Here is a 19,825-nt window from a genome sequence, read left to right as displayed (position 1 = left end):
CGATCGTTGTCCGACGGACTGCACGGCGTCCGTGCGGCCCGCGTGGGAAGTGCGGGAGGACGAGACCGCCACTTCCTGGTACACCGTCCGGCTGGCGTTCCCGGACGGCGCCCATGTCGAGGCGCTGGCCGTGGTGGGCGAGGGCGGTGTCTGCGTCGAGGACGTCCAGGCGAGGCCCGCGCTCTGCCTCGACGACCTCGCGGTGCTCGCCGACTGGATCGAGGAGCCGCTGACGGAGGCGTGCGGCCTCGGCGCCGGGGTGGACGGCGCGGCGGGGGCCCGCAGGGCCCGGCAGGGCCGCCCGCGCGGCCCCGAGGGGCAGCGCCAGGTCGCCCGGGAGTACCGGGCGGCCCAGGCGGCGGGCGTCGATCCGGTCCTCGCGGTCATGGGCGCCACCGGCCACAGCCGCCGCGAGGCCCTGCGGATGATCGCGCGGGCCCGGGACGCCGGATACCTGACACCACGTCATGTGAGGTACTGAGCAGGGGAGTCGGGCCGGCGCGGACGCGGAGCAGGGGGCTGGGGCGCGCGCCGCCTGGGCCGTCAGAGCATGTCCCGCATGCGGGTGATCTCGCTCGTCTGCTGGGCGATCGTGTCGTCCGCCATCTCCTCGACGCGGATGTTGTTGCCCTGCGCCTTCACGTCCGTCGCCATGCTGAGCGCGCCCTCGTGGTGAGTGATCATCAGGGTCAGGAACAGCTGGTCGAACGCCGAGCCGCGGGCCGCGCGCAACTTCTTCAGCTGGGCCTCGGTGGCCATCCCCGGCATCGCGGCGTGGTCGTGGCCGGTGCCCCGCTCGCTCTTGCCGTACGACTCGAGCCAGCCCCGCATCGCGCCGATCTCCGGCCCCTGCGAGGCCGCGATCCGCTCCGCGAGCCGCTTGACCTTCGTCGACTCGGCGCGGTCCGCGACGAGTTCGGTCATGTCCAGGGCCTGGCCATGGTGCTGGATCATCATGCGGGCGTAGGCGACGTCGGCCGTGTTGGGGGAGTCGTCCTCGGCGCGCTGCTTGTTCGCGTCCGCCGCCGACAGGGTGCGGTTCTCCTCACCGGGCGCGCCCGGCACCAGCACCGAAGGCCCGCTCGGCGCAGGCGACTTGGCCGCGGGGTCCGCGTCGCACCCGGTCACTCCGAGCAGGACGGGCGCGGTCAGCGCGAGGGCGGCGAGGAATGTGCGGGGGGTCCGGCGAAGCGGCACGGCGACCTCCTGTGGCAGGCGGGTGGGGACACCTCGTGAGTGCTGATGACCGTCCTAGCACGCTTGTGTTTGTGCGTGATCAAAAACCTTCATTACGAGTTCGTTGCCCTCTGTTGATATGTGCATGGTCAAGACGATACTGCGGGGTGCGTGCACCGTTCCGACGTGAACGGCACCAGGGAGGAAGCAGTGATCCTGTTGAACGTTTCCCGAAAGCGGCACAGACGCGCGGGAGTTGCCACCGTGGCCGCCGGACTCCTGGCGGCGTTGCTGACGGCCGTCCCGGCGGCCGCCACCCCCGACCCAGGGGACGCCCCGGCCACCGGCAAGGAGGTGTCCAAGAGCGCCAGGGCGCAGGCCGCCGAAGCCATCGCGGGCGGCGAGATACCCGGCCAGGACGAGATCGTCCACTCGCCCAACATCAAGCACCTCACCAACATCCCCAAGGACGCGCTGGCCGGCACCAATTCGGACCTCGCCTTCCAGGGCAAGTACGCCTTCGCCGGCAACTACGACGGCTTCCGCGTCTTCGACATCAGCAACCCGAAGGCCCCGAAGACGGTCGCGCAGGTCCTCTGCCCCGGTTCGCAGAACGACATCTCCGTCTCCGGCGACCTGCTGTTCCTGTCCACCGACTCCTCGCGCAGCGACAGCAGTTGCAACAGCACCACGCAGCCCGCGACCGAGAAGTCGTCGTGGGAGGGCATGAAGGTCTTCGACATCAGCGACAAGCGCAACCCGCGCTACGTCGCCGCCGTCGAGACCGCCTGCGGCTCCCACACGCACTCGCTGGTGCCCAAGCGCAAGAACGTCTACCTCTACGTCTCCTCGTACTCGCCGAGCGCGTCCTACCCGGACTGCCAGCCGCCGCACGACGGCATCTCGATCGTCAAGGTGCCGCGCAGCCACCCGGAGAAGGCGGCCGTCGTCGGCTTCCCCGTGCTGTTCCCCGGCGTGGGCCCCGACGGCGGCGGCAACCCCGGCGCCCCCACCAACCCGGGCGTCTCCAAGACCACCGGCTGCCACGACATCACCGTCCTGCCGGACGAGGACCTCGCGGCCGGCGCCTGCATGGGTGACGGCATCCTGATGTCCATCAAGGACCCGGAGCACCCGAAGGTCATCGACCAGGTCCAGGACAACGTCAACTTCGCGTTCTGGCACTCGGCGACCTTCAACCAGAAGGCCGACAAGGTCGTCTTCACCGACGAGTTGGGCGGCGGCGGCGCGGCCACCTGCAACGCGGCCGTGGGCCCGAACCGGGGCGCCGACGGCATCTACGACATCGTCGGCAAGGGCGACAAGCGCAAGCTCGTCTTCCGCAGCTACTACAAGATCCCCCGCCACCAGGCCGACACCGAGAACTGCGTCGCCCACAACGGCTCGCTGATCCCGGTCAAGGGCAAGGACCTCATGGTCCAGGCCTGGTACCAAGGAGGCGTCTCCGTCTGGGACTTCACCGACTCGACGAAGCCCAAGGAGATCGCGTACTTCGAGCGCGGCCCGCTCTCCACGCAGACCCTCGACGTCGGTGGATCGTGGTCGGCCTACTACTACAACGGCTACATCTACTCGAACGACATCGCCAAGGGCTTCGACGTCCTGAAGCTCAGCGACCGCCGCACCGACCCGGCGGCGCGGGTGCGCCTGGGCGAGCTGAACGTCCAGACGCAGCCGGACTACTTCGACTGACGGCCGTCCTGGGCCGGTCCGGTCCGCTCGGGCCGTCCCGTCCCCTCCGCCCGTCCGGTCCCCCCGGGCCGGCCGGACGCGGGGTCGCCGGTCGCGAAGAACCGTGACAGGTCCGGGTCCGCCGCCCCGCTCCCGCCGGACGCCTCACCCGCGTCCGGCGGGAGCCCCATCCGCCAGTCGAGGCGGTAGCGCGCGAACAGCTCGGTGCGCAGCGCCGTGATCGGCATCGGCACGTTGGGCAGCACCATGGCGTACACCGAGCCCATCAGCAGCGAGCGCATCATCGGATAGTCGGTGTCGGGGTGCTCGGAGCCGTGCCGGGTCACCGTGTCCCGTAACAGGTCGGCCAGCCGCTTCTGCTCCGGGCACTGCACGAACCCCTCGGCCTGGAGCAGCCCCGCCATGTGCTGGCGCATCAGGACCGGCCGGTCCCTCGCCAGCCCCAGGATCGCGTCGATGGCCCGCGCCATCCGCTCCCGCCCGTCCTCGGTGCGCGGCTCCCGCTCCAGGGCCTCCTCCAGCGTGCGGTGCATCAGCCGGTGCACGGCCGACTGCACGAGCTGCCGCTTGCCCGGGAAGTAGTACGAGACCAGCCCTCGCGCCGACCCGGCCCGGTCGGCGATGTCGGCGAGGGTCGTGGCGTCGTACCCGCGCTCTCCGACCACCTCGACGGCGGCCATCAGGAGCCGTTCCCGGGAACGTCTCCGCAACTCTTCATTGACCGATGCGCTGCGCGGGGACATGCTGTAACTCCTGCGTTGACTGGTTGGCAGCCAACCATACTCAGCGCAGCCCGACCAGGACCCGGAACGGCCTGGTCAGGCCGCCGTCCGTCTGGGGCGACACGGGGGATCGTCTCAGGCGGCCGGCGGACCCTGCCCCGGCGCCCTCCCGGGGCCCGCGGGGACGCCCGCGCGCACCTGTCGCACGGCCGCCCGACCGTCTCTAGAGTGGGCACGAGTGCCACCCGAGGAGGCGTGCGCCATGGAACAGGACCAGCGGATCCTGGCCAGGATCACGGAGATGGTCGCGGACGAGCACCGGCTGCGGCAGGCCCTCGCCGCCGGCGAGATCGACGACGTGTCGGAACAGCGGCAGCTCGGTCAGCTGGAGCGCGAGCTCGACCAGTGCTGGGACCTGCTGCGCAGACGGCGGGCCAAGAGCGAGTTCGGCGAGAACCCGGACGAAGCCCAGGTCAGGCCGTCGTCGCAGGTGGAGGGGTATCGGGGCTGACCCGCCCCGCAGCCCGCGCCGGGTGCGCGCGCCGGTGCACCGCGACCGCCGCGGCCACCACCGTCGCCCCGAGCAGCCAGCCCCCCACCACGTCCGAAGGCCAGTGCACCCCCAGCCACACCCGGGTCAGACCGACGCCCACCACCGAGACCACCCCGGCCGCCAGCGCCGTCCGCCACTTCGCGGGCGTGGTGCCGCGGCGGCGCAGCAGCCACAGCAGCAGCCCGCAGACGACCGTGGCGGTCATCGCGTGCCCCGACGGGTAGGCGGCGAAGTGGGCCGTGTCGACCGGGTCGGGCCAGACCGGGCGCGGCCGGTCCACGGCGGCCTTGAGGCCCTGTTGCAGCAGGCTGCCCAGCGCGCAGACGCCGGCCAGCCACACCGCCGTCCAGCGGTCCGCGTACCGCACGGCCAGCAGCACCACGACCACCGCGCACAGCAGCCGCATCGTCCACGGGTCCCACGCCCAGTCGCTGAGGATCCGCGCGGCGCGGGTGACGCCGGGCTCGGCGACCGCCCGGCGGTGGGCCGCGTCCGCGACGTCCTCGTCGAACTCCATGAGCGGCCGCCATCCGGCGGCGACCAGGGCGAGCAGCAGCCCGGAGAGGGCGGCGAGGACGGCCGCCGCCCGGGTCGCGCTCCGGTGGCCTGGCGGGCGGGGCGGGGAGTCGACGAGGTGCGGATGCATGGGTCGATCCTCCCCGAACCGGTGGCCGGGACGCCAATGCCCCCCCGGGCCGCCCCTGGGGACCCGGACGGGCGGGACGGCTATCCCAGCGCCCGCAGCCCCGGTACGAACGCCACCAGGACCGGCACCACCGGGACCAGCGCCGCCGTCGCCGTCAGCCCCAGACGGCGGGTCGGGGTGAGGCGGTCGGGCGCGCTCAGCAGCCGGTGGACGCGCTGCGGCACCTGCGCCTGGCCGGCCGGCGCGGAGCCGAACACCCCGCGCTCCTCGTTGAGTTCGACCAGCGCGAGGGCCGTGGTGAGGCGCCCGTGGCGGCGCGAGGCCATGTCGTCCGCGGCGAGTTCGACCAGCCGGTGCATCTCGTCGCGGAACGCGGCGAACACCGGCACCTGCGGGAACCCGTCGGCCAGCGCGGACGAACAGTGCAGCAGCCAGTCGTGCCTGGCCCGCGCGTGCCCCTTCTCGTGCGCGAGGACGGCGTCCAGCCGACGGTCGCCGAGCCGGCGCAACGCGCCGGTGGTGACGACGAGTCCGGGCGTCGCGCCCGACAGCCACCACGCGTCGGCCCGCTCGCCCTCCAGCACCACCAGCCTGCCGTGCGCGGGCCGCTCACCGGGCAACAGCGGCGCTCGCAGCAGGAGTTCGGCCCGGCGCCGGCGCCTGCGGGACCGCGCCCGCAGCACCTCGCGCACCAGCATGGCCACGCTCCACCCGCCCGCGCAGGCGAGCGTCACCGCCGTCGTCGCGGCCCAGGGGCCCGCGGTGACGAGCGGGTACGCCTCCATGACGCCGTGCGGGGCGGACGCGAACACCTGGCCGCGCACCGCCTGCCAGGCCGCCGCCGCGCTGAGCGTCATCGACAGCGCGCAGCACACCAGGACGGCCGCCACCACGCACTGCCACACCCAGAGGGCGACCACCGGTTCGCGGTCGGGCCAGTCGGCGCGCGCGAGCAGCCGCGGGGCGACGACGGCGGTCAGGGCGCCGAGCAGCAACAGTGCTGCGGGGACCATCATGGGCTCACCCTATGAGCGGGCCGCCGCCCCGCACATGCCCTCTTCCGCCAAAGTGACGCAGGCAACGGTGCCGCGCGCCGCGCCCCGGCCGGCATACCGCCCGCCGTGTCCCGGACGCGGTCACATCGCCAGCAGCATCGCCACCATCGCGATGCCCATCGACAGCCGGCAGGCGCGCGCCAACTCCGGCCGGTCGCCCCATCCGACGGCCCCCGAGCCCGCCGCCGCCGGCACCAGCCGCGCACCGGACAGCAGCACGTACCCGACGAAGTAGAGCAGCAACACCCCGGTCAGCGCCGGGACTCCGAGGGTGCCGCCGTGCCCGGCGTGACGGCCGGGGGAGAGCGTCATCGCGACCGCCATGTAGACCATGGCCGCGTCGCCGACCAGATGGTGCAGATGGTGTGCGCCGCGGCGGGCCGCCCACAGGGCGCGCAGCGCGGCGGCCCCGAAGACGGCCGCGTAGAGCGGCCAGGCCCACGACGGCGGGCTGAACGCCGTGGCCGGCACAGCCATCGCGGCCATCCCGAACCCCATCAGCGCCTCCGTCCCGGCCGTTCGGCGCTGTTCCTCGACGCCGCTGCGCATCCGCAGCAGGCAGTACGCCCCCAGGGCCGCGCACAGCGCGACCAGCAGCCACCCGGGCGAAGCCGGTCCGTGCACACGCACCTCCCCGTTCGACGGTGTCGGACAGTCGGTCGATGCCCACGGCACGCGGCGCGCACGCGAGCGCAAGGGTGTACACGGGGAGCGTGCGGGGCGGCACGGCACGTGACGAGAATCGTTTACGGGTAAAACACCTGTTAATCTGATCGGTATGAGCACCCCGACCCCCGCCCCCGGACCCACCCGCGCCCGCCGCCTCCCGCTCGCCGGGGTGCTCCGCCCAGGCCGACCGTCGGACATCTGGTTCAAGCCCGCCCTCAGCGCCGTGGCCTCGGTCGCACCGCCCAACCTCACCCTGCTCGCCCTCGGCCGCCTCGACCTCGCCATGTACACGATGGCCGGATCGCTCTGCGCCCTCTACGCCCACAACCGCCCCTACGCGGCCCGCGCCCGGGTACTGGCCCTGGTGGTGCTCGGCATGGTCGGCGGACTCGCCGTCGCCCTGCTCACCGCCTCCCTCACCGGCTCGGCGGTCGTCCTGGTCACCGTCGGCGCCCTGCTCGCGGCGGCCCAGAAGGCGCTCTGCGACGCCACCCGCATCGGCCCGCCCGGCAACGTCGTCCTCACCTTCATCAGCTCCGCCGCCCTCTTCGCCCCGCAGACCCTCGGCCAGATCCCCGGCCACCTCGCGCTCGCCGTCGCGGCCGGCGCCTGGGCCTGGCTGGTCGGCATGGCCCCCTGGCTGGTGCGCCCGCACGGACCCGAGCGCCGCGCCACCGCCCAGGCCCTGAACGCCGCCGCCGCGTACGCCGGCACCCCCGCCGACGACACCCACGCCCGCGCCAGGACCCGCGCCGCCGCCGCGGCCGCCGTCCAGGCCGCCTGGCAGTCCCTGCTCGCCACCGGCCCCCGCGCCGCCCGCACCCGGCGCGCGCTCGAACGCCTCGTCGTACGCGCCGAGGTCGCCCTCGCCGCCCCCGCCGACACCGACCCGGGCCGCCTGCGCGGCTGGGCCGGTGACCTCGTCGCGCGCGGCCCCGTGCCCCGCACCGACACCCCGGAGGACGGCGACGAACTCCTCGGCGTCGAGGTCGAACTCGCCTCACCGCGCCCCTCGTTGCGCCACCGCCTGGCCCCCCTCACGCCGCTCGCCGTCCGCACCGCGGTCGGCTGTGCCCTGGCTGGCTACCTCTCGCTCGCCCTCGGGATCGGCCGCCCCTACTGGGCCCTGGTCACCGCCGCCTCCCTCTACCAGGCCAACGTCGCCCTCACCTGGAGCCGGGGCGTCCAGCGCGTCGTCGGCAACCTCGCCGGCGTCCTGGTCTTCGCCGCCGTCGCCCCGCTCGCCCACCTCGGACCCGCCGCCCTCGTGCTCTGCTGCCTCGCCTTCAACTTCGGCGCCGAGGCGCTCATCACCCGCAACTACTGGCTCGGCAGCGTCTGCGTCACCCCCATGGCGCTGCTCATCACCGAGTTCGTCGGCGTCCAGGAACCCGGCACCCTCATCACCGAACGCGTCGTGGACACCCTGGTCGGCGCCCTGGTCGGCTTCCTCGCCGCCGTCGCCGTCACCAACCGGCGGGCGGGGGACCGCGTCGAGGACGCCCTGGCCGCCGTCGAACGCCTCCGTGAGCACACCGCCCGGCTGCTCGCCGGGCCGGAACCCGAGCCCGCCGCCCTGGAGTCCGCCCGCCGCTCGCTCGCCGCCGCCCTGGTCGAACTGCGGGCCACCGCCGACGCCGCGTCCGGCGAATGGTGGCAGCGCGCCCTGCCCCAGGAACGGGTGATGCGCGCCGAACAGGCCGGACACCGTACGCTCGCCGCGACGACCCGGCGCCGGGGACGGCTGCCGGGCGACCGCACGGAGACGGAAGGCGTACGACCATGACGGCACCCCGCCACGAGACCGCGACCGCAGCCGGCGTGGACGACACCGTCTCCGCGGTCGTTCGGCAGTGGCGGACCGTCCATCCGGGACTCGACACCGCCCCCATGGAGATCATCGGCCGGGTCAACCGCTGCGCCGCCCTCCTCCAGCAGGCCGAGGACGCGCCGCTGCGCCGGGCCGGGCTCAGCCGGCCCGAGTTCGACCTGCTGGGCGCGCTGCGCCGCACCGGGCACGAACTGACCCCAGGCGAGCTGGCCCGCGAGACCTTCTCCTCGGGGGCCGCCGTCACCAAGCGCCTCAAGCAGCTCACCGCCCGCGGACTCGTCGAGCGGCGCGGCGACACCCGCGACCGCCGGGTGGCCCACCTCCGCCTCACCGACGAAGGGCGCGACCTCGTCGACGGCATCCTCCCCGAGCAACTCGCCTACGAGAAAGCCGTCCTGTCCGTGCTCGCCCCCGAGGGGCGTGACGAACTGGCGGGTCTGCTCGGTGAGTTGCTGGGCCGCCTGGAGGGACGCCTGGGCGCGCTGCGGGTCTGAGGGACGTCAACGCCCCTTGGGACACGGCGTCGTGAGCGGCCGTCAGATGCCCGGCCGGAACCGGAGCGGGTGTTCCGGCGGGATCTCCACCAGCACGATCGGCGTGCCGTCCGGGTCGGTGATCCACATCTCGATCAGCCCCCACGGCTCCCTGACCGGCGGGCGGGCGATCTCGACGCCCTTCGCCGTCAGCTCCTCGTGCGCCGCCGCGACGTCCTCGACCTGGAGCCACAGCCGCGCCGAGGAGGAATCCCGGGACGCCGGGGTGTCGGAGCGCCCCGACAGCTCCAGGAAGCCGCCCCCGAGGAAGTACACCGTGCCGCGCTCGGGCCCCGTGCCGAACTCGCGGGCCACCGCGAGCCCGAGCCGCCCGCCGTAGAAGTCCCTGGACCGCTCGGGGTCCACGGGACGGAGCAGGATCCTGCCGCTGAGTACATGCACCATGCCTTCGGAGCCTACCGAGGGGCGCGCTAATCTCGGCGGTGCCCGCGCCGCAGCCCCGATCGGAGACCCGCACCATGGACACGGCCGCCACCACCGCGCTGACCTTCCGCGACGCCACGGACGCCGACGTGGACGCCCTCGTGGCGCTGATCGAGTCGGCGTACCGGGGGGACTCGAGCCGGGCCGGGTGGACCACCGAGGCGGACCTCCTCCAGGGGCAGCGCACCGACCCGCAGGGCGTGCTCGCGGTGATCGAGTCGCCCGACAGCCGGCTGCTCGTCGTCGAGCGGGACGGCCGCCGGGTCGCCTGCTGCCAGCTCGAACACCGCGGTGACCACGCCTACTTCGGGATGTTCGCGGTCAGCCCCGCGCTCCAGGGCGCCGGGCTCGGCAAGATCATCATCGCCGAGGCGGAGCGTGCCGCACGGGAGAGCTGGGGCGCGCGGGAGATGCACATGACCGTGATCTCCGTCCGCGACGACCTCATCGCCTGGTACGAGCGCCGCGGCTACCGCCGCACGGGACGGACGACCCCGTTCCCGTACGGCGACGAGCGCTTCGGCATCCCGCTCCGCGACGACCTGCGGTTCGAGCTGCTGATCAAGGAACTGGGCTGACGCTCACGCGGTGAAGCGGCCGGTGCGCTTGATCTCCGGGTAGTCGGTGGTCGCGCCGTCCAGGCCCAGGGCCCGCACCAGCCGCAGCTGCTCCTGCGTGTTCACCACCCAGCCGATGATCCGCAGATCCGCCTTGCGCGCCCGCTCCACGGTCTCCAGCGTCAGCCGTCTGAGGTTCAGGCAGACGGTCGCGGCCCCGGCCTCCACGGCCCGCTCCACGATGTCGTTGCCGTAGCGGCTGGCGATCAGCGCGGTGCGGGCGCCGGGCAGCAGCCGGGCGACCTCGGCGACCGCCTCGTCGTGGAACGACGACACCTCGACGCGGGAGGTGAGATCGCGCTCGCGGATCACCTCGGCCAGCGCGCGGGCCGCCGCCACGTCCTTGATCTCGGCCTGGATCGGCGTCGGCACCGCGTCGAGGACCTCCTCGAAGACCGGCACCCGCTCGCCCCGGCCCGCGTCCAGCGCGCGCAGCTCGGCGAGGGTCTTCTCGGCGATCGGTCCTGTGCCGTCGGTGGTGCGGTCCACGTCCGTGTCGTGCATGACGACGAGGGCGCCGTCCTTGCTCAGATGCAGATCGAGTTCGATGACGTCGAGGCCGGCGTGCTGGGCGGCGACGAACGAACGGAGGGTGTTCTCGGGTTCGACACCCATGACCCCGCGGTGACCGATGGTAAGGAAGTTCAAGGTTCGACCCTCTTCCGTCGACGGCGGCTCGGCGCTCGCGCGCACCGGGGCGGACGGCCGCGCGGGCAGAGCCGCAGCCTAACGGCCGCGCCCCGCGATGGACCCGCACGTGCCGGTTCCGCCTCGTCCGGTTCCCTACCCAGGCGCGTGTCGATCAGTGGCCTGTTTCGCGCCTCCCCGGGCGGGGTAGGCGCGACGGGTCCATCCGTCGGCCATCGGGGTTTCCGGCAGGAAAAAGTACGGTGAGAAGTGGGGCCGCGCAGGATATTTTCCCGAGGTGCCTCTTGCTGGGTGAAAGGCCATATGTATACGGTCTTCTTACGCGAGCTTCTCCTGTGGAGGGTGGGACATGACGGAAATTCTTGTGCGGGTGGGCGCTGAGGAGCAGATTCCTCCGGTGACCAGGGCGGTCGAACATCCGGCCTGGCCCGTGCTCAAGGAGGCCGTGGAGCGGATCAGGCCATGGCAGTCCAAGGACGGTTCCATCGATTTCGACGCCGAGGGCGCCCCCACGCGCGCGGACGCCGCCGAGGCCGTAGAGACGGTCGTCGCGGCCGTCGCGGAGCTGTCCCCGCTGCTCCCGCACGACGCCGACTACCACCGGGCCCTCGCCGCCGACCTGCGCGCCTGGTCCGACGGCGGTTTCCAGGTGCCGGACTTCCTCGACTCGCTGCTGGCCTTCCAGCCCGCCGCCCACCGGGAGGACGGCCTCCAGCACCTGGTCGTCTTCCCGATGTACACGCAGAACGGCAACCCGGACCGCAATCTGGAGGCGGTCGTGCTGCGGATGGTCTGGCCCCAGTGGCTGGCGGAGCTGGAGCGGACCCGCTACGACAACCCGATGTTCTGCGGGATCACCTTCGAGGACTTCACGGCCGGGTACGACACCAACTCCGCCGTCCTCTTCCCGGAGACCATCGCCGTCCGTGAGGCGCCGGAACGATTCTCCTGGGGTGGCATCTTCTGCGACCGCGAGGCCGCCCGCTTCCGCCGGGTCACCGAGGCCGCCGTCAAGATCCTCGGCATCGACCTGCCCGAGGACGTCGCCGCCATGGTCCACGACCAGAAGCGCTGCGAGGAGGCGTTCGTCCTGTGGGACATGGTCCACGACCGCACCCACAGCCACGGCGACCTGCCCTTCGACCCGTTCATGATCAAGCAGCGCCAGCCGTTCTGGATGTACGGCCTGGAGGAGCTGCGCTGCGACCTCACCGCCTTCAGGGAGGCCGTGAAGCTGGCCGACGACGGCGTCCCGCAGGCCCGTGACGTCCAGCACGCGATCCTCTTCGACCGCATGTTCCGCTTCCCCGTCACCGGCGAGCGGGTGCGCAACTACGACGGCCTCGGCGGCCAGTTGCTCTTCGCGTACCTGCACCGGCACGACGTCGTCCGCTGGACCGACAACACCCTGCACTTCGACTGGCAGCGCGCCCCGCAGGTCACCAACCAGCTCTGCGCCGAGATCGAGAAGCTCTACCGCGACGGCATCGACCGCCCGAAGCTGGTCCACTGGTTCGCTGGGTACGAGCTGGTCGCCGGCTACCTCTCGCCGCACCCCGGCTCCCGCTGGGCCAAGGGCCCCGACGCCCTGGATCTCGACCTGCCGCCGCGCAAGCTGGTGGACGACGTGCTTCCGGACGAGTTTCCGCTGAGCATGTTCTATGAGGCACTCTCCAAGAAGCTGAAGAACGTGATCGCCTCGACCCGGGGCATCACCGCGGAGAGCGACTCGCGGATCGCCGCGTGAGCGACCGCACCACAGGGAACGGGCCGACACCGGCCGGGGCGCCCCTCGGGCGGACGACCGAGGCCACGGCGCACACTGCTCAGGAGGCGAGGAACATGGGGAACGGGGCTCTCAGCGGTGCGGTGATCGCGGTGGCCGGCGCGGGCGGAGCCGCGGGCCGGGCGACACTGGTCCGGCTCGCGGAGGCGGGCGCGACGGTCGTCGCCGCCGACAACGACCCGGAGCGGCTCGCCGAGGCCGTCGACGCGGCCCGGTACGCGGGCGGCGGCGCCAACGTCATCGGAGAACCCGTCGACCTGCTCGACCTGGGCTCCACCCGGGAGTGGGCCGCGCACATCGCCGAGGAGTTCGGCAGCGTCGACGGCCTGGTGCACCTCGTCGGCGGCTGGCGCGGCAGCGAGACGTTCACCAAGACCGTCCTGGACGACTGGGACTTCCTCGAACTGCTGCTCATCCGCACCGTGCAGCACACCTCCCTCGCCTTCCACGAGGCGCTCCAGCGCAGCGACCGCGGCCGGTACGTCCTGATCAGCGCCGCAGGCGCCAGCAAGCCCACCGCGGGCAACGCCGCCTACGCGGCCGCCAAGGCCGCCGCCGAGGCGTGGACGCTCGCCATGGGCGACTTCTTCCGCAAGGCGGGCGGCGACGAGGGGCCCACCTCCGCCGCGACCATCCTGGTGGTGAAGGCGCTGGTGCACGACGCGATGCGCGCCGACCGCCCGAACGCCAAGTTCTCCGGCTTCACCGACGTCAAGGACCTCGCCGAGGCCATCGTCGACGTCTGGGACAAGCCCGCCGCCGAAGTGAACGGAAACCGTCTGTGGCTGACCGACCGGCCGTGAACCCGCCCAGGACCGACGCCCGTCGCCACCACGACCCCGAGGTCCGCGGCTTCGCCAGCGACAACTACGCGGGAGCGCACCCGGAGATCCTCGCCGCGCTCGCCCTCGCCAACGGCGGCCACCAGGTCGCCTACGGCGAGGACGACTACACCGAGCACCTCCAGGGCGTGATCCGCAGCCACTTCGGCGCCACCGCCGAGGCCTTCCCGGTCTTCAACGGCACCGGCGCCAACGTCGTCGCGCTCCAGGCGGTCACCGACCGCTGGGGCGCGGTGATCTGCGCGGACAGCGCCCACATCCATGTCGACGAGGGCGGCGCCCCCGAGCGCATGGGCGGCCTCAAACTGCTCACCGTGCCCACCCCGGACGGCAAGCTCACCCCCGAGCTGATCGACCAGCAGGCCTGGGGTTTCGACGACGAGCACCGGGCGATGCCGCAGGTCGTCTCGATCACCCAGAGCACCGAACTCGGCACCCTCTACACGCCGGACGAGATCCGCGCCCTCTGCGACCACGCCCACGCCCTCGGCATGCGCGTCCACCTGGACGGCTCCCGGATCGCCAACGCCGCCGCCTCCCTCGACGTCCCGATGCGGACGTTCACCAACGCCGTCGGCGTCGACCTGCTCTCCCTCGGCGGCACCAAGAACGGCGCGGTCTTCGGTGAGGCGGTCGTGGTGATCGACCCGGACGCGGTCCGCCACATGAAGCATCTGCGCAAGCTGTCCATGCAGCTCGCCTCCAAGATGCGTTTCGTCTCGGTGCAGTTGGAGGCCCTGCTCGCCAAGGACCTCTGGCTGCGCAACGCCCGGCACGCCAACGAGATGGCCCAGCGGCTCGCCGAGGGCGTCCGCGCCGTGGACGGCGTCGAGATCCTCTACCCGGTCCAGGCCAACGGCGTCTTCGCCAGGCTCCCGCACGAGGTGAGCCTGCGCCTGCAGAAGCGGTTCCGCTTCTACTTCTGGGACGAGACGGCGGGCGTGGTGCGCTGGATGTGCGCGTTCGACACCGCCGAGGACGACGTCGACGCGTTCGTGGCGTCGGTCAAGGAGGAGATGGCCCGCTGGCGGACCACCGGCGGACCGTCGTGCATAGGTATGCGGTCACCTGAAAAGTCATTGACGCTCGGGTGATCGCTTTCCTATGCTCTGCGGGCATGGAGCTGATCCAGAGAACCCCCGACCTGTCCGCCTATCTGGCCGCTGACGAGGCCATCGACCACCACCATCCGGTGGTCAGACGGACCGCGCTCCGGCTGGCCGCCGACGTCACCGACTCGTATGCCTATGCACAGGCCGCCTACGAGTTCGTCCGCGACACCGTCCCGCACTCCCAGGACTCCGGCGACCTCCGCGTCACCTGGCGCGCCTCCGACGTGCTGGCCCTCGGCACCGGCATCTGCCACGCCAAGGCACACGCCCTCGCCGCCCTGCTGCGCGCCGAGGACATCCCCACCGCGCTCTGCTACCAACGGCTCCGCCACGACGACGGCCAGTGCCACGTCGTCCACGGCCTGGTCGCCGTCCGCTTCCACGGCGCCTGGCACCGCCAGGACCCGCGCGGCAACAAGCCGGGCGTGGCCGCGCGGTTCTCCCTCGACGGCGAACACCTCGCCTGGGTCCCGGACCCGGAGCGCGGCGAGGTGGACCACCCGGACCTGTACGCCGCGCCGCACCCGGCCGTGCTCGGCGCGCTCAAGGCGGCGCCCGACCGGCCGCACCTGTGGGCGACCCTCCCGACCGCGCTCTGACACCGAGGAGAGCGCGGTCCTCCTCGACGCCTGGTCCGGAAGCTCCCGTCGGAGGGGCCGCCGCGACGCCGGTCGCCGACATCGCGGCGGCGGGCGCCGAACGGGCCGCGCTCCTGGCGCAGTGCAGCCCCGGTGCGCGCGTCGAGCCGCGTGCGCCGGGGCTGTGATTCCTGCCGGGTGGGCCGGGTCAGCGTGCCTCGGCCGCCCGCACCTCTTCCGGGGTGGGCGCGGTGCCGCCGAGGTGGGCCGGCATCCACCAGGTGTCGTTCGCGTCCTTCGGGCGGACCGGATAGGCGCGCTGCGCGGCCTCGAGCAGCTCCTGCACCCGCTCGCGCACCTGCCGGGTGAGGGCACCCGCGTACTTGTCCTTGGACGCCTCGATCGCCTCCCCGACCCGGATGGTGATCGGGGTGTGGCTGCGCTTGAAGTTGCGCGGGTGGCCCTTGGTCCACAGCCGCTGCGTCCCCCACACGGCCATCGGGACCAGCGGCACGCCCGCCTCCTGGGCCAGCCGCGCGGCACCCGACTTGAAGCTCTTGAGGGTGAACGACGGCGAGATCGTCGCCTCGGGGAACACCCCGACGATCTCGCCCGAACGCAGCGAGGCCAGCGCGTGCGCGTAGGCGGCCTCACCCTGGTCGCGGTCGACCGGGATGTGCTTCATCCCGCGCATCAGCGGGCCCGAGATACGGTGCCGGAAGACGGACTCCTTCGCCATGAAGCGAACGAGACGTTTCTGCGGGAGCGCCGCCAGGCCGCTGAAGATGAAGTCCAGGTAGCTGATGTGATTGCTCACCAGCACGGCGCCGCCCGAGCGCGGAATGTTCTCCGATCCCTGGCAGTCGATCTTCAGGTCCCACGTCTTGAACAACGTGCGGGCGAATCCGATGACGGGACGGTAGACAAGCTCTGCCATGGACGGGGTGGGCCCTTCGTGCTCAGCCCGGGAAAGGGGAGCTCCCGGCGGGAAGTTACGGAGCCGTAGGTTTACGGCATCTCGCAGATCGTGCCCGAAGAACGTCCGGGTAGCCAGTCCAAGTGCCCACCGGTCACGAGATCCTCGTCACGTCCGCGCCCTCGGGTCGCCGATATGCCCCTGATCCTTCTCCACCAGCCTCTTTACCCCGCTCCCGCGGTCGCCCGGCGCAGCAGCAGATACATCTCGCACCCCAGGCAGAAGCCGAACGCGGAGTTCAGGAAGGCCGCCGCGAGGGCGAGCCCGGTGGCCGCCGTCCCGAGCCACTCAGGACCCACCGCGTACCCGATCAGACCGAGCAGCGCGAAGCCGAGCCCGACGGCCTGGGCGAACCGCGGCGGCTCGGGCGGCTCGAACGCGCGCGGCGGCCCGAGCCTCGGCCGTATCGCGGCGCGGAACAGCACCCCGTACGGCGAGCGGGCCACCCCGCCTGCCGCGCCCAGCGCGAACGCCAGGGTCTGCCAGGCCAGCAGCCAGGCGCTGCCGGTGATCAGCACGGCCGCCAGGACGACGGTCGTCACGGCCGCGCCGAACCGGGGGCCTCGTACATCGATGTCCATGGATCAAGCATTCCGCATCCGAAAGGATGCGCGGGACCGGGAATCTTTGCGGTCTCGTGAACGCTGGGGACCGGTGTGACAGGACTGTGGGTGTGCCTGGCGGTGCTCGCGCTGGCGGGCGCGGGCGGAGCCGTGTGGCGACGACGGAGCGGGAGGGTGCGGGTGCGCGGACGGGACGAGGGAAAACGGCTGGGCGCCGCCGAGTTGGGCGAGGCGCTGGGCGAGCGGGCCACGCTGGTGCAGTTCTCCAGCGCCTTCTGCGCCCCCTGCCGGGCGACCCGGCGGGTCCTGGGCGAGGTGGCCGGCATGGTCCCGGGGGTGACGCACGTCGAGATCGACGCCGAGGACCACCTCGACCTCGTTCGCGCCCTCGGCATCCTCAAGACGCCGACGGTCCTGGTCCTCGACGCCGACGGCCGGGTGGTCCGCCGCGCCACCGGGCAGCCGCGCCGGGCCGATGTCATCGCCGCGCTGGGGGAGGCGGTGTGACGTCTCCGGGCGCCGTGGCGGGCCGTCTCCCGGATGCCGGGACGCACTTGACTGCACCTGCCACCTATCGTCAACCTGACCGTATGCCACCGGAACTCCTGCTGCACGGGCGGACGCACGTCGACCTCGGGCGCACCGCGAGCGCGCGCTGTCCGGGCCACTGAGCGACCACGGCCCGGTACGCACCCCTTCGCGGAAGGACAGCTCCATGACGGCATCCCCCGACCTCGAGACCGTTCAGCTCGCCTCGCCCGACCTGCTGCGCTCCGTCTTCCGGCGGCACGCGGCGGGGGTCGCCGTGATCACCGCGCGCGGCGGCTCGGGTCCGGTCGGTTTCACCGCCACCTCCCTCACCTCCGTCTCCGCCGAACCCCCCATGCTCTCCTTCGGGATCGGTACCGGCGCCTCCAGCTGGCCCGCGGTCGCCGACACCGACCACATAGCCGTGCACCTGCTCGGCGAACACCAGAGCGAACTGGCGGCCACCTTCGCGCGCAGCGGCGCCGACCGCTTCGGCGCGCCCACCCGCTGGCACGAGGGCCCCGAGGGCGTACCGGTGCTGGCCGGCGTGCGGGCCTGGCTGGCGTGCCGGATCGTCGCGCGGGTGCCGGCCGGGGACCACCGCATCGTGCTGGCCCAGGTGCTGGCGGGCGACGCCACGGGCCCCGGCCGTCCGCTCCTGTACCACCAGGGCGGCTTCCACGGCCTGCGCGACTGACAGCCGGTACGGGTGACCCGTCCCCGGTGCTGCACACCGGTCGAGTTCCGATTACGCTGCGTTGCAAAGGTCACAGTTCAAAGCGCTTGCTCAGCGGGAACGAACTGGGTGTACTGACGAGTAATATTGCGGTCGGAGCACAGGTCGCCCCGACCGGGACGGGCCGCTTGAGGCACCTATGCTGCCTTCAAGAGGCAGCCGAAAATGACGATGCAGTAGGAGAGCCGGCGTGAGCTTGAGGATCGTTGTCACTGTGAAGTACGTGCCCGACGCCACTGGCGACCGGCACTTCGCCGATGACCTGACCGTGGACCGGGACGACGTGGACGGTCTGCTCTCCGAGCTGGACGAGTACGCGGTGGAGCAGGCCCTCCAGATCTCGGAGAACTCCGACGACGACGTCGAGGTCACCGTCCTGACGGTCGGCCCCGAGGACGCCAAGGACGCCCTGCGCAAGGCGCTCTCCATGGGCGCCGACAAGGCGGTCCACGTCGAGGACGACGACCTCCACGGCACCGACGTCATCGGCACCTCGCTGGTGCTCGCCAAGGCGATCGAGAAGGCCGGCTACGACCTGGTGATCTCCGGCATGGCCTCCACCGACGGCACCGCGGGCGTCGTCCCCGCGCTGCTCGCCGAGCGCCTCGGCGTCCCGCAGGTCACCCTGCTGTCCGAGGTCTCCGTCGAGAACGGCACGGTCAAGGGCCGCCGCGACGGCGACGCCGCCTCCGAGCAGCTGGAGGCCGCGCTGCCCGCCGTCGTGTCGGTCACCGACCAGTCGGGCGAGGCCCGTTACCCCTCCTTCAAGGGGATCATGGCGGCGAAGAAGAAGCCGGTCCAGGCGTGGGACCTCTCGGACCTGGAGATCGACGCCGACGAGGTCGGCCTCGACGGCTCCTGGACCAAGGTCGACACGGCGGACGAGCGCCCGGCCCGCACCGCGGGCACGATCGTCAAGGACGAGGGCGAGGGCGGCAAGCAGCTCGCCGAGTTCCTCGCGGGCCAGAAGTTCGTCTGAGCCCGCCCCCGCCCACCGCCCCTCACCCTCGTTCCGCAGGAGAGCAATCCCATGGCTGAAGTTCTCGTCTACGTCGACCACGTGGACGGTGCCGTCCGCAAGCCCACCCTCGAACTGCTGACGCTGGCCCGCCGGATCGGCGAGCCCGTCGCCGTCGCGCTGGGCGCGGGCGCCGCCGACACCGCCGCGGTCCTCGCCGAGCACGGCGCCGTCAAGGTGCTGACCGACGACGCCGCCGAGTACGCCGACTACCTGGTCGTCCCGAAGGTCGACGCCCTCCAGGCCGCCTACGAGGCCGTCTCCCCGGCCGCCGTCCTGGTGCCGTCCTCCGCCGAGGCCAAGGAGGTCGCCGCCCGCCTCGCGCTGCGCATCGGCTCCGGCATCATCACCGACGCCGTCGACCTGGAGGCCGGCGCCGAAGGACCCGTCGTCACCCAGTCGGTGTTCGCCGCGTCCTACACCACCAAGTCCCGTGTCTCCCAGGGCACTCCGGTCGTCACCGTCAAGCCGAACAGCGCCGCCGTCGAGGCCGCCCCGGCGGCCGGCGCCGTCGAGGCCCTGTCCGTGACGTTCTCCGCGCAGGCGACCGGCACCAAGGTCACCGGCCGCACCCCGCGCGAGTCGACGGGCCGCCCGGAGCTGACCGAGGCCGCGATCGTCGTCTCCGGTGGCCGCGGCGTCAACGGCGCCGACAACTTCGCGATCATCGAGGCCCTGGCCGACTCCCTCGGCGCGGCCGTGGGCGCCTCGCGCGCCGCGGTGGACGCCGGCTGGTACCCGCACACCAACCAGGTCGGCCAGACCGGCAAGTCGGTGTCGCCGCAGCTCTACATCGCCAACGGCATCTCGGGCGCGATCCAGCACCGGGCCGGCATGCAGACCTCGAAGACGATCGTGGCCGTGAACAAGGACGCCGAGGCCCCGATCTTCGACCTGGTCGACTACGGCGTCGTCGGCGACCTCTTCGACGTGGTGCCGCAGCTGACCGAGGAGATCAAGGCCCGCAAGGGCTGATCCCCGCCGCTCGGCCCGAGGCCCTCGTGACCCCCGTGGTCACGGGGGCCTCGGTCTGTCGGGGCGGCGGGTGTTGACCCGCGGGAAGAGACACAGATAACTTC

At 72.6% G+C, this 19,825-nt stretch carries 22 protein-coding genes and 1 pseudogene; 14 read left to right on the top strand and 9 right to left on the bottom strand.

What is annotated here, in order from left to right:
* The first annotated feature begins 31 nt into the window (after positions 1–31).
* Positions 32–481, top strand: coding sequence for a DUF6214 family protein (locus DDJ31_RS03780; protein ID WP_253302951.1), 450 nt, complete (start codon positions 32–34; stop codon positions 479–481).
* A gap of 62 nt (positions 482–543) precedes the next feature.
* Here the strand turns inward: DDJ31_RS03780 and DDJ31_RS03775 are convergent, their stop codons facing one another.
* Positions 544–1,197: a DUF305 domain-containing protein gene (locus DDJ31_RS03775; RefSeq protein WP_127181715.1), complete on the bottom strand. Its 654-nt coding sequence runs from the start codon at positions 1,195–1,197 to the stop codon at positions 544–546.
* A 189-nt stretch (positions 1,198–1,386) separates the two neighbouring features.
* Here DDJ31_RS03775 and DDJ31_RS03770 point away from each other — a divergent pair, with 189 nt between their 5' ends.
* Positions 1,387–2,889, top strand: a complete 1,503-nt coding sequence (locus DDJ31_RS03770; RefSeq protein WP_127182970.1) for an LVIVD repeat-containing protein — start codon at positions 1,387–1,389, stop codon at positions 2,887–2,889.
* Here the strand turns inward: DDJ31_RS03770 and DDJ31_RS03765 are convergent.
* A complete protein-coding gene (locus DDJ31_RS03765; RefSeq protein WP_127181716.1) occupies positions 2,877–3,632 on the bottom strand; it encodes a TetR/AcrR family transcriptional regulator in 756 nt (251 codons plus the stop codon). The genes DDJ31_RS03770 and DDJ31_RS03765 overlap by 13 nt on opposite strands.
* A 241-nt stretch (positions 3,633–3,873) precedes the next feature.
* Between DDJ31_RS03765 and DDJ31_RS03760 the strand changes: the two genes are divergently transcribed.
* Positions 3,874–4,122 carry a DUF2630 family protein gene (locus tag DDJ31_RS03760; RefSeq protein ID WP_127181717.1) on the top strand — a complete coding sequence of 83 codons (249 nt, stop codon included), beginning with the start codon at positions 3,874–3,876 and terminating at the stop codon, positions 4,120–4,122.
* Here the strand turns inward: DDJ31_RS03760 and DDJ31_RS03755 are convergent.
* The 3 genes from DDJ31_RS03755 to DDJ31_RS03745 all read right to left on the bottom strand — a co-directional run bounded on the left by DDJ31_RS03755 (position 4,085) and on the right by DDJ31_RS03745 (position 6,489).
* Positions 4,085–4,810, bottom strand: coding sequence for a phosphatase PAP2 family protein (locus DDJ31_RS03755; RefSeq protein WP_127181718.1), 726 nt, complete (start codon positions 4,808–4,810; stop codon positions 4,085–4,087). The genes DDJ31_RS03760 and DDJ31_RS03755 overlap by 38 nt on opposite strands.
* Before the next feature lie 80 nt (positions 4,811–4,890).
* Positions 4,891–5,826 carry a M56 family metallopeptidase gene (locus tag DDJ31_RS03750; protein ID WP_127181719.1) on the bottom strand — a complete coding sequence of 312 codons (936 nt, stop codon included), beginning with the start codon at positions 5,824–5,826 and terminating at the stop codon, positions 4,891–4,893.
* A gap of 120 nt (positions 5,827–5,946) precedes the next feature.
* Positions 5,947–6,489, bottom strand: a complete 543-nt coding sequence (locus tag DDJ31_RS03745) for a DUF5134 domain-containing protein (protein ID WP_127181720.1) — start codon at positions 6,487–6,489, stop codon at positions 5,947–5,949.
* Positions 6,490–6,643: 154 nt separating this feature from the next.
* Between DDJ31_RS03745 and DDJ31_RS03740 the strand changes: the two genes are divergently transcribed.
* Together DDJ31_RS03740 and DDJ31_RS03735 are read left to right on the top strand one after the other, a co-directional pair.
* Positions 6,644–8,320, top strand: a complete 1,677-nt coding sequence (locus tag DDJ31_RS03740) for an FUSC family protein (RefSeq protein WP_127181721.1) — start codon at positions 6,644–6,646, stop codon at positions 8,318–8,320.
* Complete coding sequence (locus DDJ31_RS03735; RefSeq protein ID WP_127181722.1) at positions 8,317–8,859, top strand: MarR family winged helix-turn-helix transcriptional regulator; 543 nt, start codon at positions 8,317–8,319, stop codon at positions 8,857–8,859. Before DDJ31_RS03740 ends, DDJ31_RS03735 begins: the two co-directional genes overlap by 4 nt.
* A 42-nt stretch (positions 8,860–8,901) precedes the next feature.
* Here DDJ31_RS03735 and DDJ31_RS03730 read toward each other — a convergent pair whose 3' ends face one another.
* Complete coding sequence (locus tag DDJ31_RS03730; protein ID WP_127181723.1) at positions 8,902–9,303, bottom strand: VOC family protein; 402 nt, start codon at positions 9,301–9,303, stop codon at positions 8,902–8,904.
* Positions 9,304–9,377: 74 nt separating this feature from the next.
* Between DDJ31_RS03730 and DDJ31_RS03725 the strand changes: the two genes are divergently transcribed.
* A complete protein-coding gene (locus DDJ31_RS03725) occupies positions 9,378–9,920 on the top strand; it encodes a GNAT family N-acetyltransferase (protein WP_127181724.1) in 543 nt (180 codons plus the stop codon).
* A 3-nt stretch (positions 9,921–9,923) separates the two neighbouring features.
* Here the strand turns inward: DDJ31_RS03725 and DDJ31_RS03720 are convergent, their stop codons facing one another.
* Complete coding sequence (locus tag DDJ31_RS03720; protein WP_127181725.1) at positions 9,924–10,607, bottom strand: glycerophosphodiester phosphodiesterase; 684 nt, start codon at positions 10,605–10,607, stop codon at positions 9,924–9,926.
* Positions 10,608–10,956: 349 nt separating this feature from the next.
* Here DDJ31_RS03720 and DDJ31_RS03715 point away from each other — a divergent pair, with 349 nt between their 5' ends.
* The 4 genes and pseudogenes from DDJ31_RS03715 to DDJ31_RS03700 all read left to right on the top strand — a co-directional run bounded on the left by DDJ31_RS03715 (position 10,957) and on the right by DDJ31_RS03700 (position 14,946).
* The gene (locus DDJ31_RS03715; RefSeq protein ID WP_127181726.1) at positions 10,957–12,354 is read left to right on the top strand and encodes a DUF6421 family protein; all 1,398 of its coding nucleotides are present in this window, start codon (positions 10,957–10,959) and stop codon (positions 12,352–12,354) included.
* 95 nt (positions 12,355–12,449) lie between these two features.
* Positions 12,450–13,196 (top strand): SDR family NAD(P)-dependent oxidoreductase, encoded by a 747-nt coding sequence (locus DDJ31_RS03710; protein ID WP_127181727.1) that lies wholly within the window; start codon positions 12,450–12,452, stop codon positions 13,194–13,196.
* Positions 13,193–14,260 (top strand): annotated as a pseudogene (locus tag DDJ31_RS03705) (threonine aldolase family protein); the annotation flags it as partial. The gene DDJ31_RS03710 and the pseudogene DDJ31_RS03705, both read left to right, overlap by 4 nt.
* 92 nt (positions 14,261–14,352) lie before the next feature.
* Entirely contained in the window at positions 14,353–14,946 is a 594-nt protein-coding gene (locus tag DDJ31_RS03700) for a transglutaminase domain-containing protein (protein ID WP_127181728.1), read from the top strand.
* Between the two features lie 187 nt (positions 14,947–15,133).
* On the opposite strand, the gene DDJ31_RS03695 is transcribed toward DDJ31_RS03700, so the two are convergent.
* Both DDJ31_RS03695 and DDJ31_RS03690 read right to left on the bottom strand, forming a co-directional pair.
* Entirely contained in the window at positions 15,134–15,862 is a 729-nt protein-coding gene (locus DDJ31_RS03695) for a lysophospholipid acyltransferase family protein (RefSeq protein ID WP_127181729.1), read from the bottom strand.
* A 203-nt stretch (positions 15,863–16,065) separates the two neighbouring features.
* Positions 16,066–16,482, bottom strand: a complete 417-nt coding sequence (locus DDJ31_RS03690; protein ID WP_127181730.1) for a DUF4395 domain-containing protein — start codon at positions 16,480–16,482, stop codon at positions 16,066–16,068.
* A 75-nt stretch (positions 16,483–16,557) separates the two neighbouring features.
* Here DDJ31_RS03690 and DDJ31_RS03685 point away from each other — a divergent pair, with 75 nt between their 5' ends.
* The 4 genes from DDJ31_RS03685 (at position 16,558) to DDJ31_RS03670 (ending at position 19,721) form a co-directional block, all read left to right on the top strand.
* Positions 16,558–16,971, top strand: coding sequence for a TlpA family protein disulfide reductase (locus tag DDJ31_RS03685; RefSeq protein WP_127181731.1), 414 nt, complete (start codon positions 16,558–16,560; stop codon positions 16,969–16,971).
* Positions 16,972–17,179: 208 nt separating this feature from the next.
* Complete coding sequence (locus DDJ31_RS03680) at positions 17,180–17,689, top strand: flavin reductase family protein (protein WP_127181732.1); 510 nt, start codon at positions 17,180–17,182, stop codon at positions 17,687–17,689.
* Positions 17,690–17,918: 229 nt separating this feature from the next.
* On the top strand, positions 17,919–18,707 hold the full coding sequence (locus DDJ31_RS03675) for an electron transfer flavoprotein subunit beta/FixA family protein (protein ID WP_127181733.1): 789 nt from the start codon (positions 17,919–17,921) through the stop codon (positions 18,705–18,707).
* A 51-nt stretch (positions 18,708–18,758) separates the two neighbouring features.
* On the top strand, positions 18,759–19,721 hold the full coding sequence (locus tag DDJ31_RS03670) for an electron transfer flavoprotein subunit alpha/FixB family protein (RefSeq protein ID WP_127181734.1): 963 nt from the start codon (positions 18,759–18,761) through the stop codon (positions 19,719–19,721).
* The last annotated feature ends 104 nt before the right edge of the window (positions 19,722–19,825 follow it).

It is taken from the genome of Streptomyces griseoviridis (assembly GCF_005222485.1).
Lineage (GTDB): Bacteria > Actinomycetota > Actinomycetes > Streptomycetales > Streptomycetaceae > Streptomyces > Streptomyces hintoniae.
Note: the sequence above shows the minus strand (reverse complement) of the source record. Positions and strands in the feature narration are given on the sequence as shown.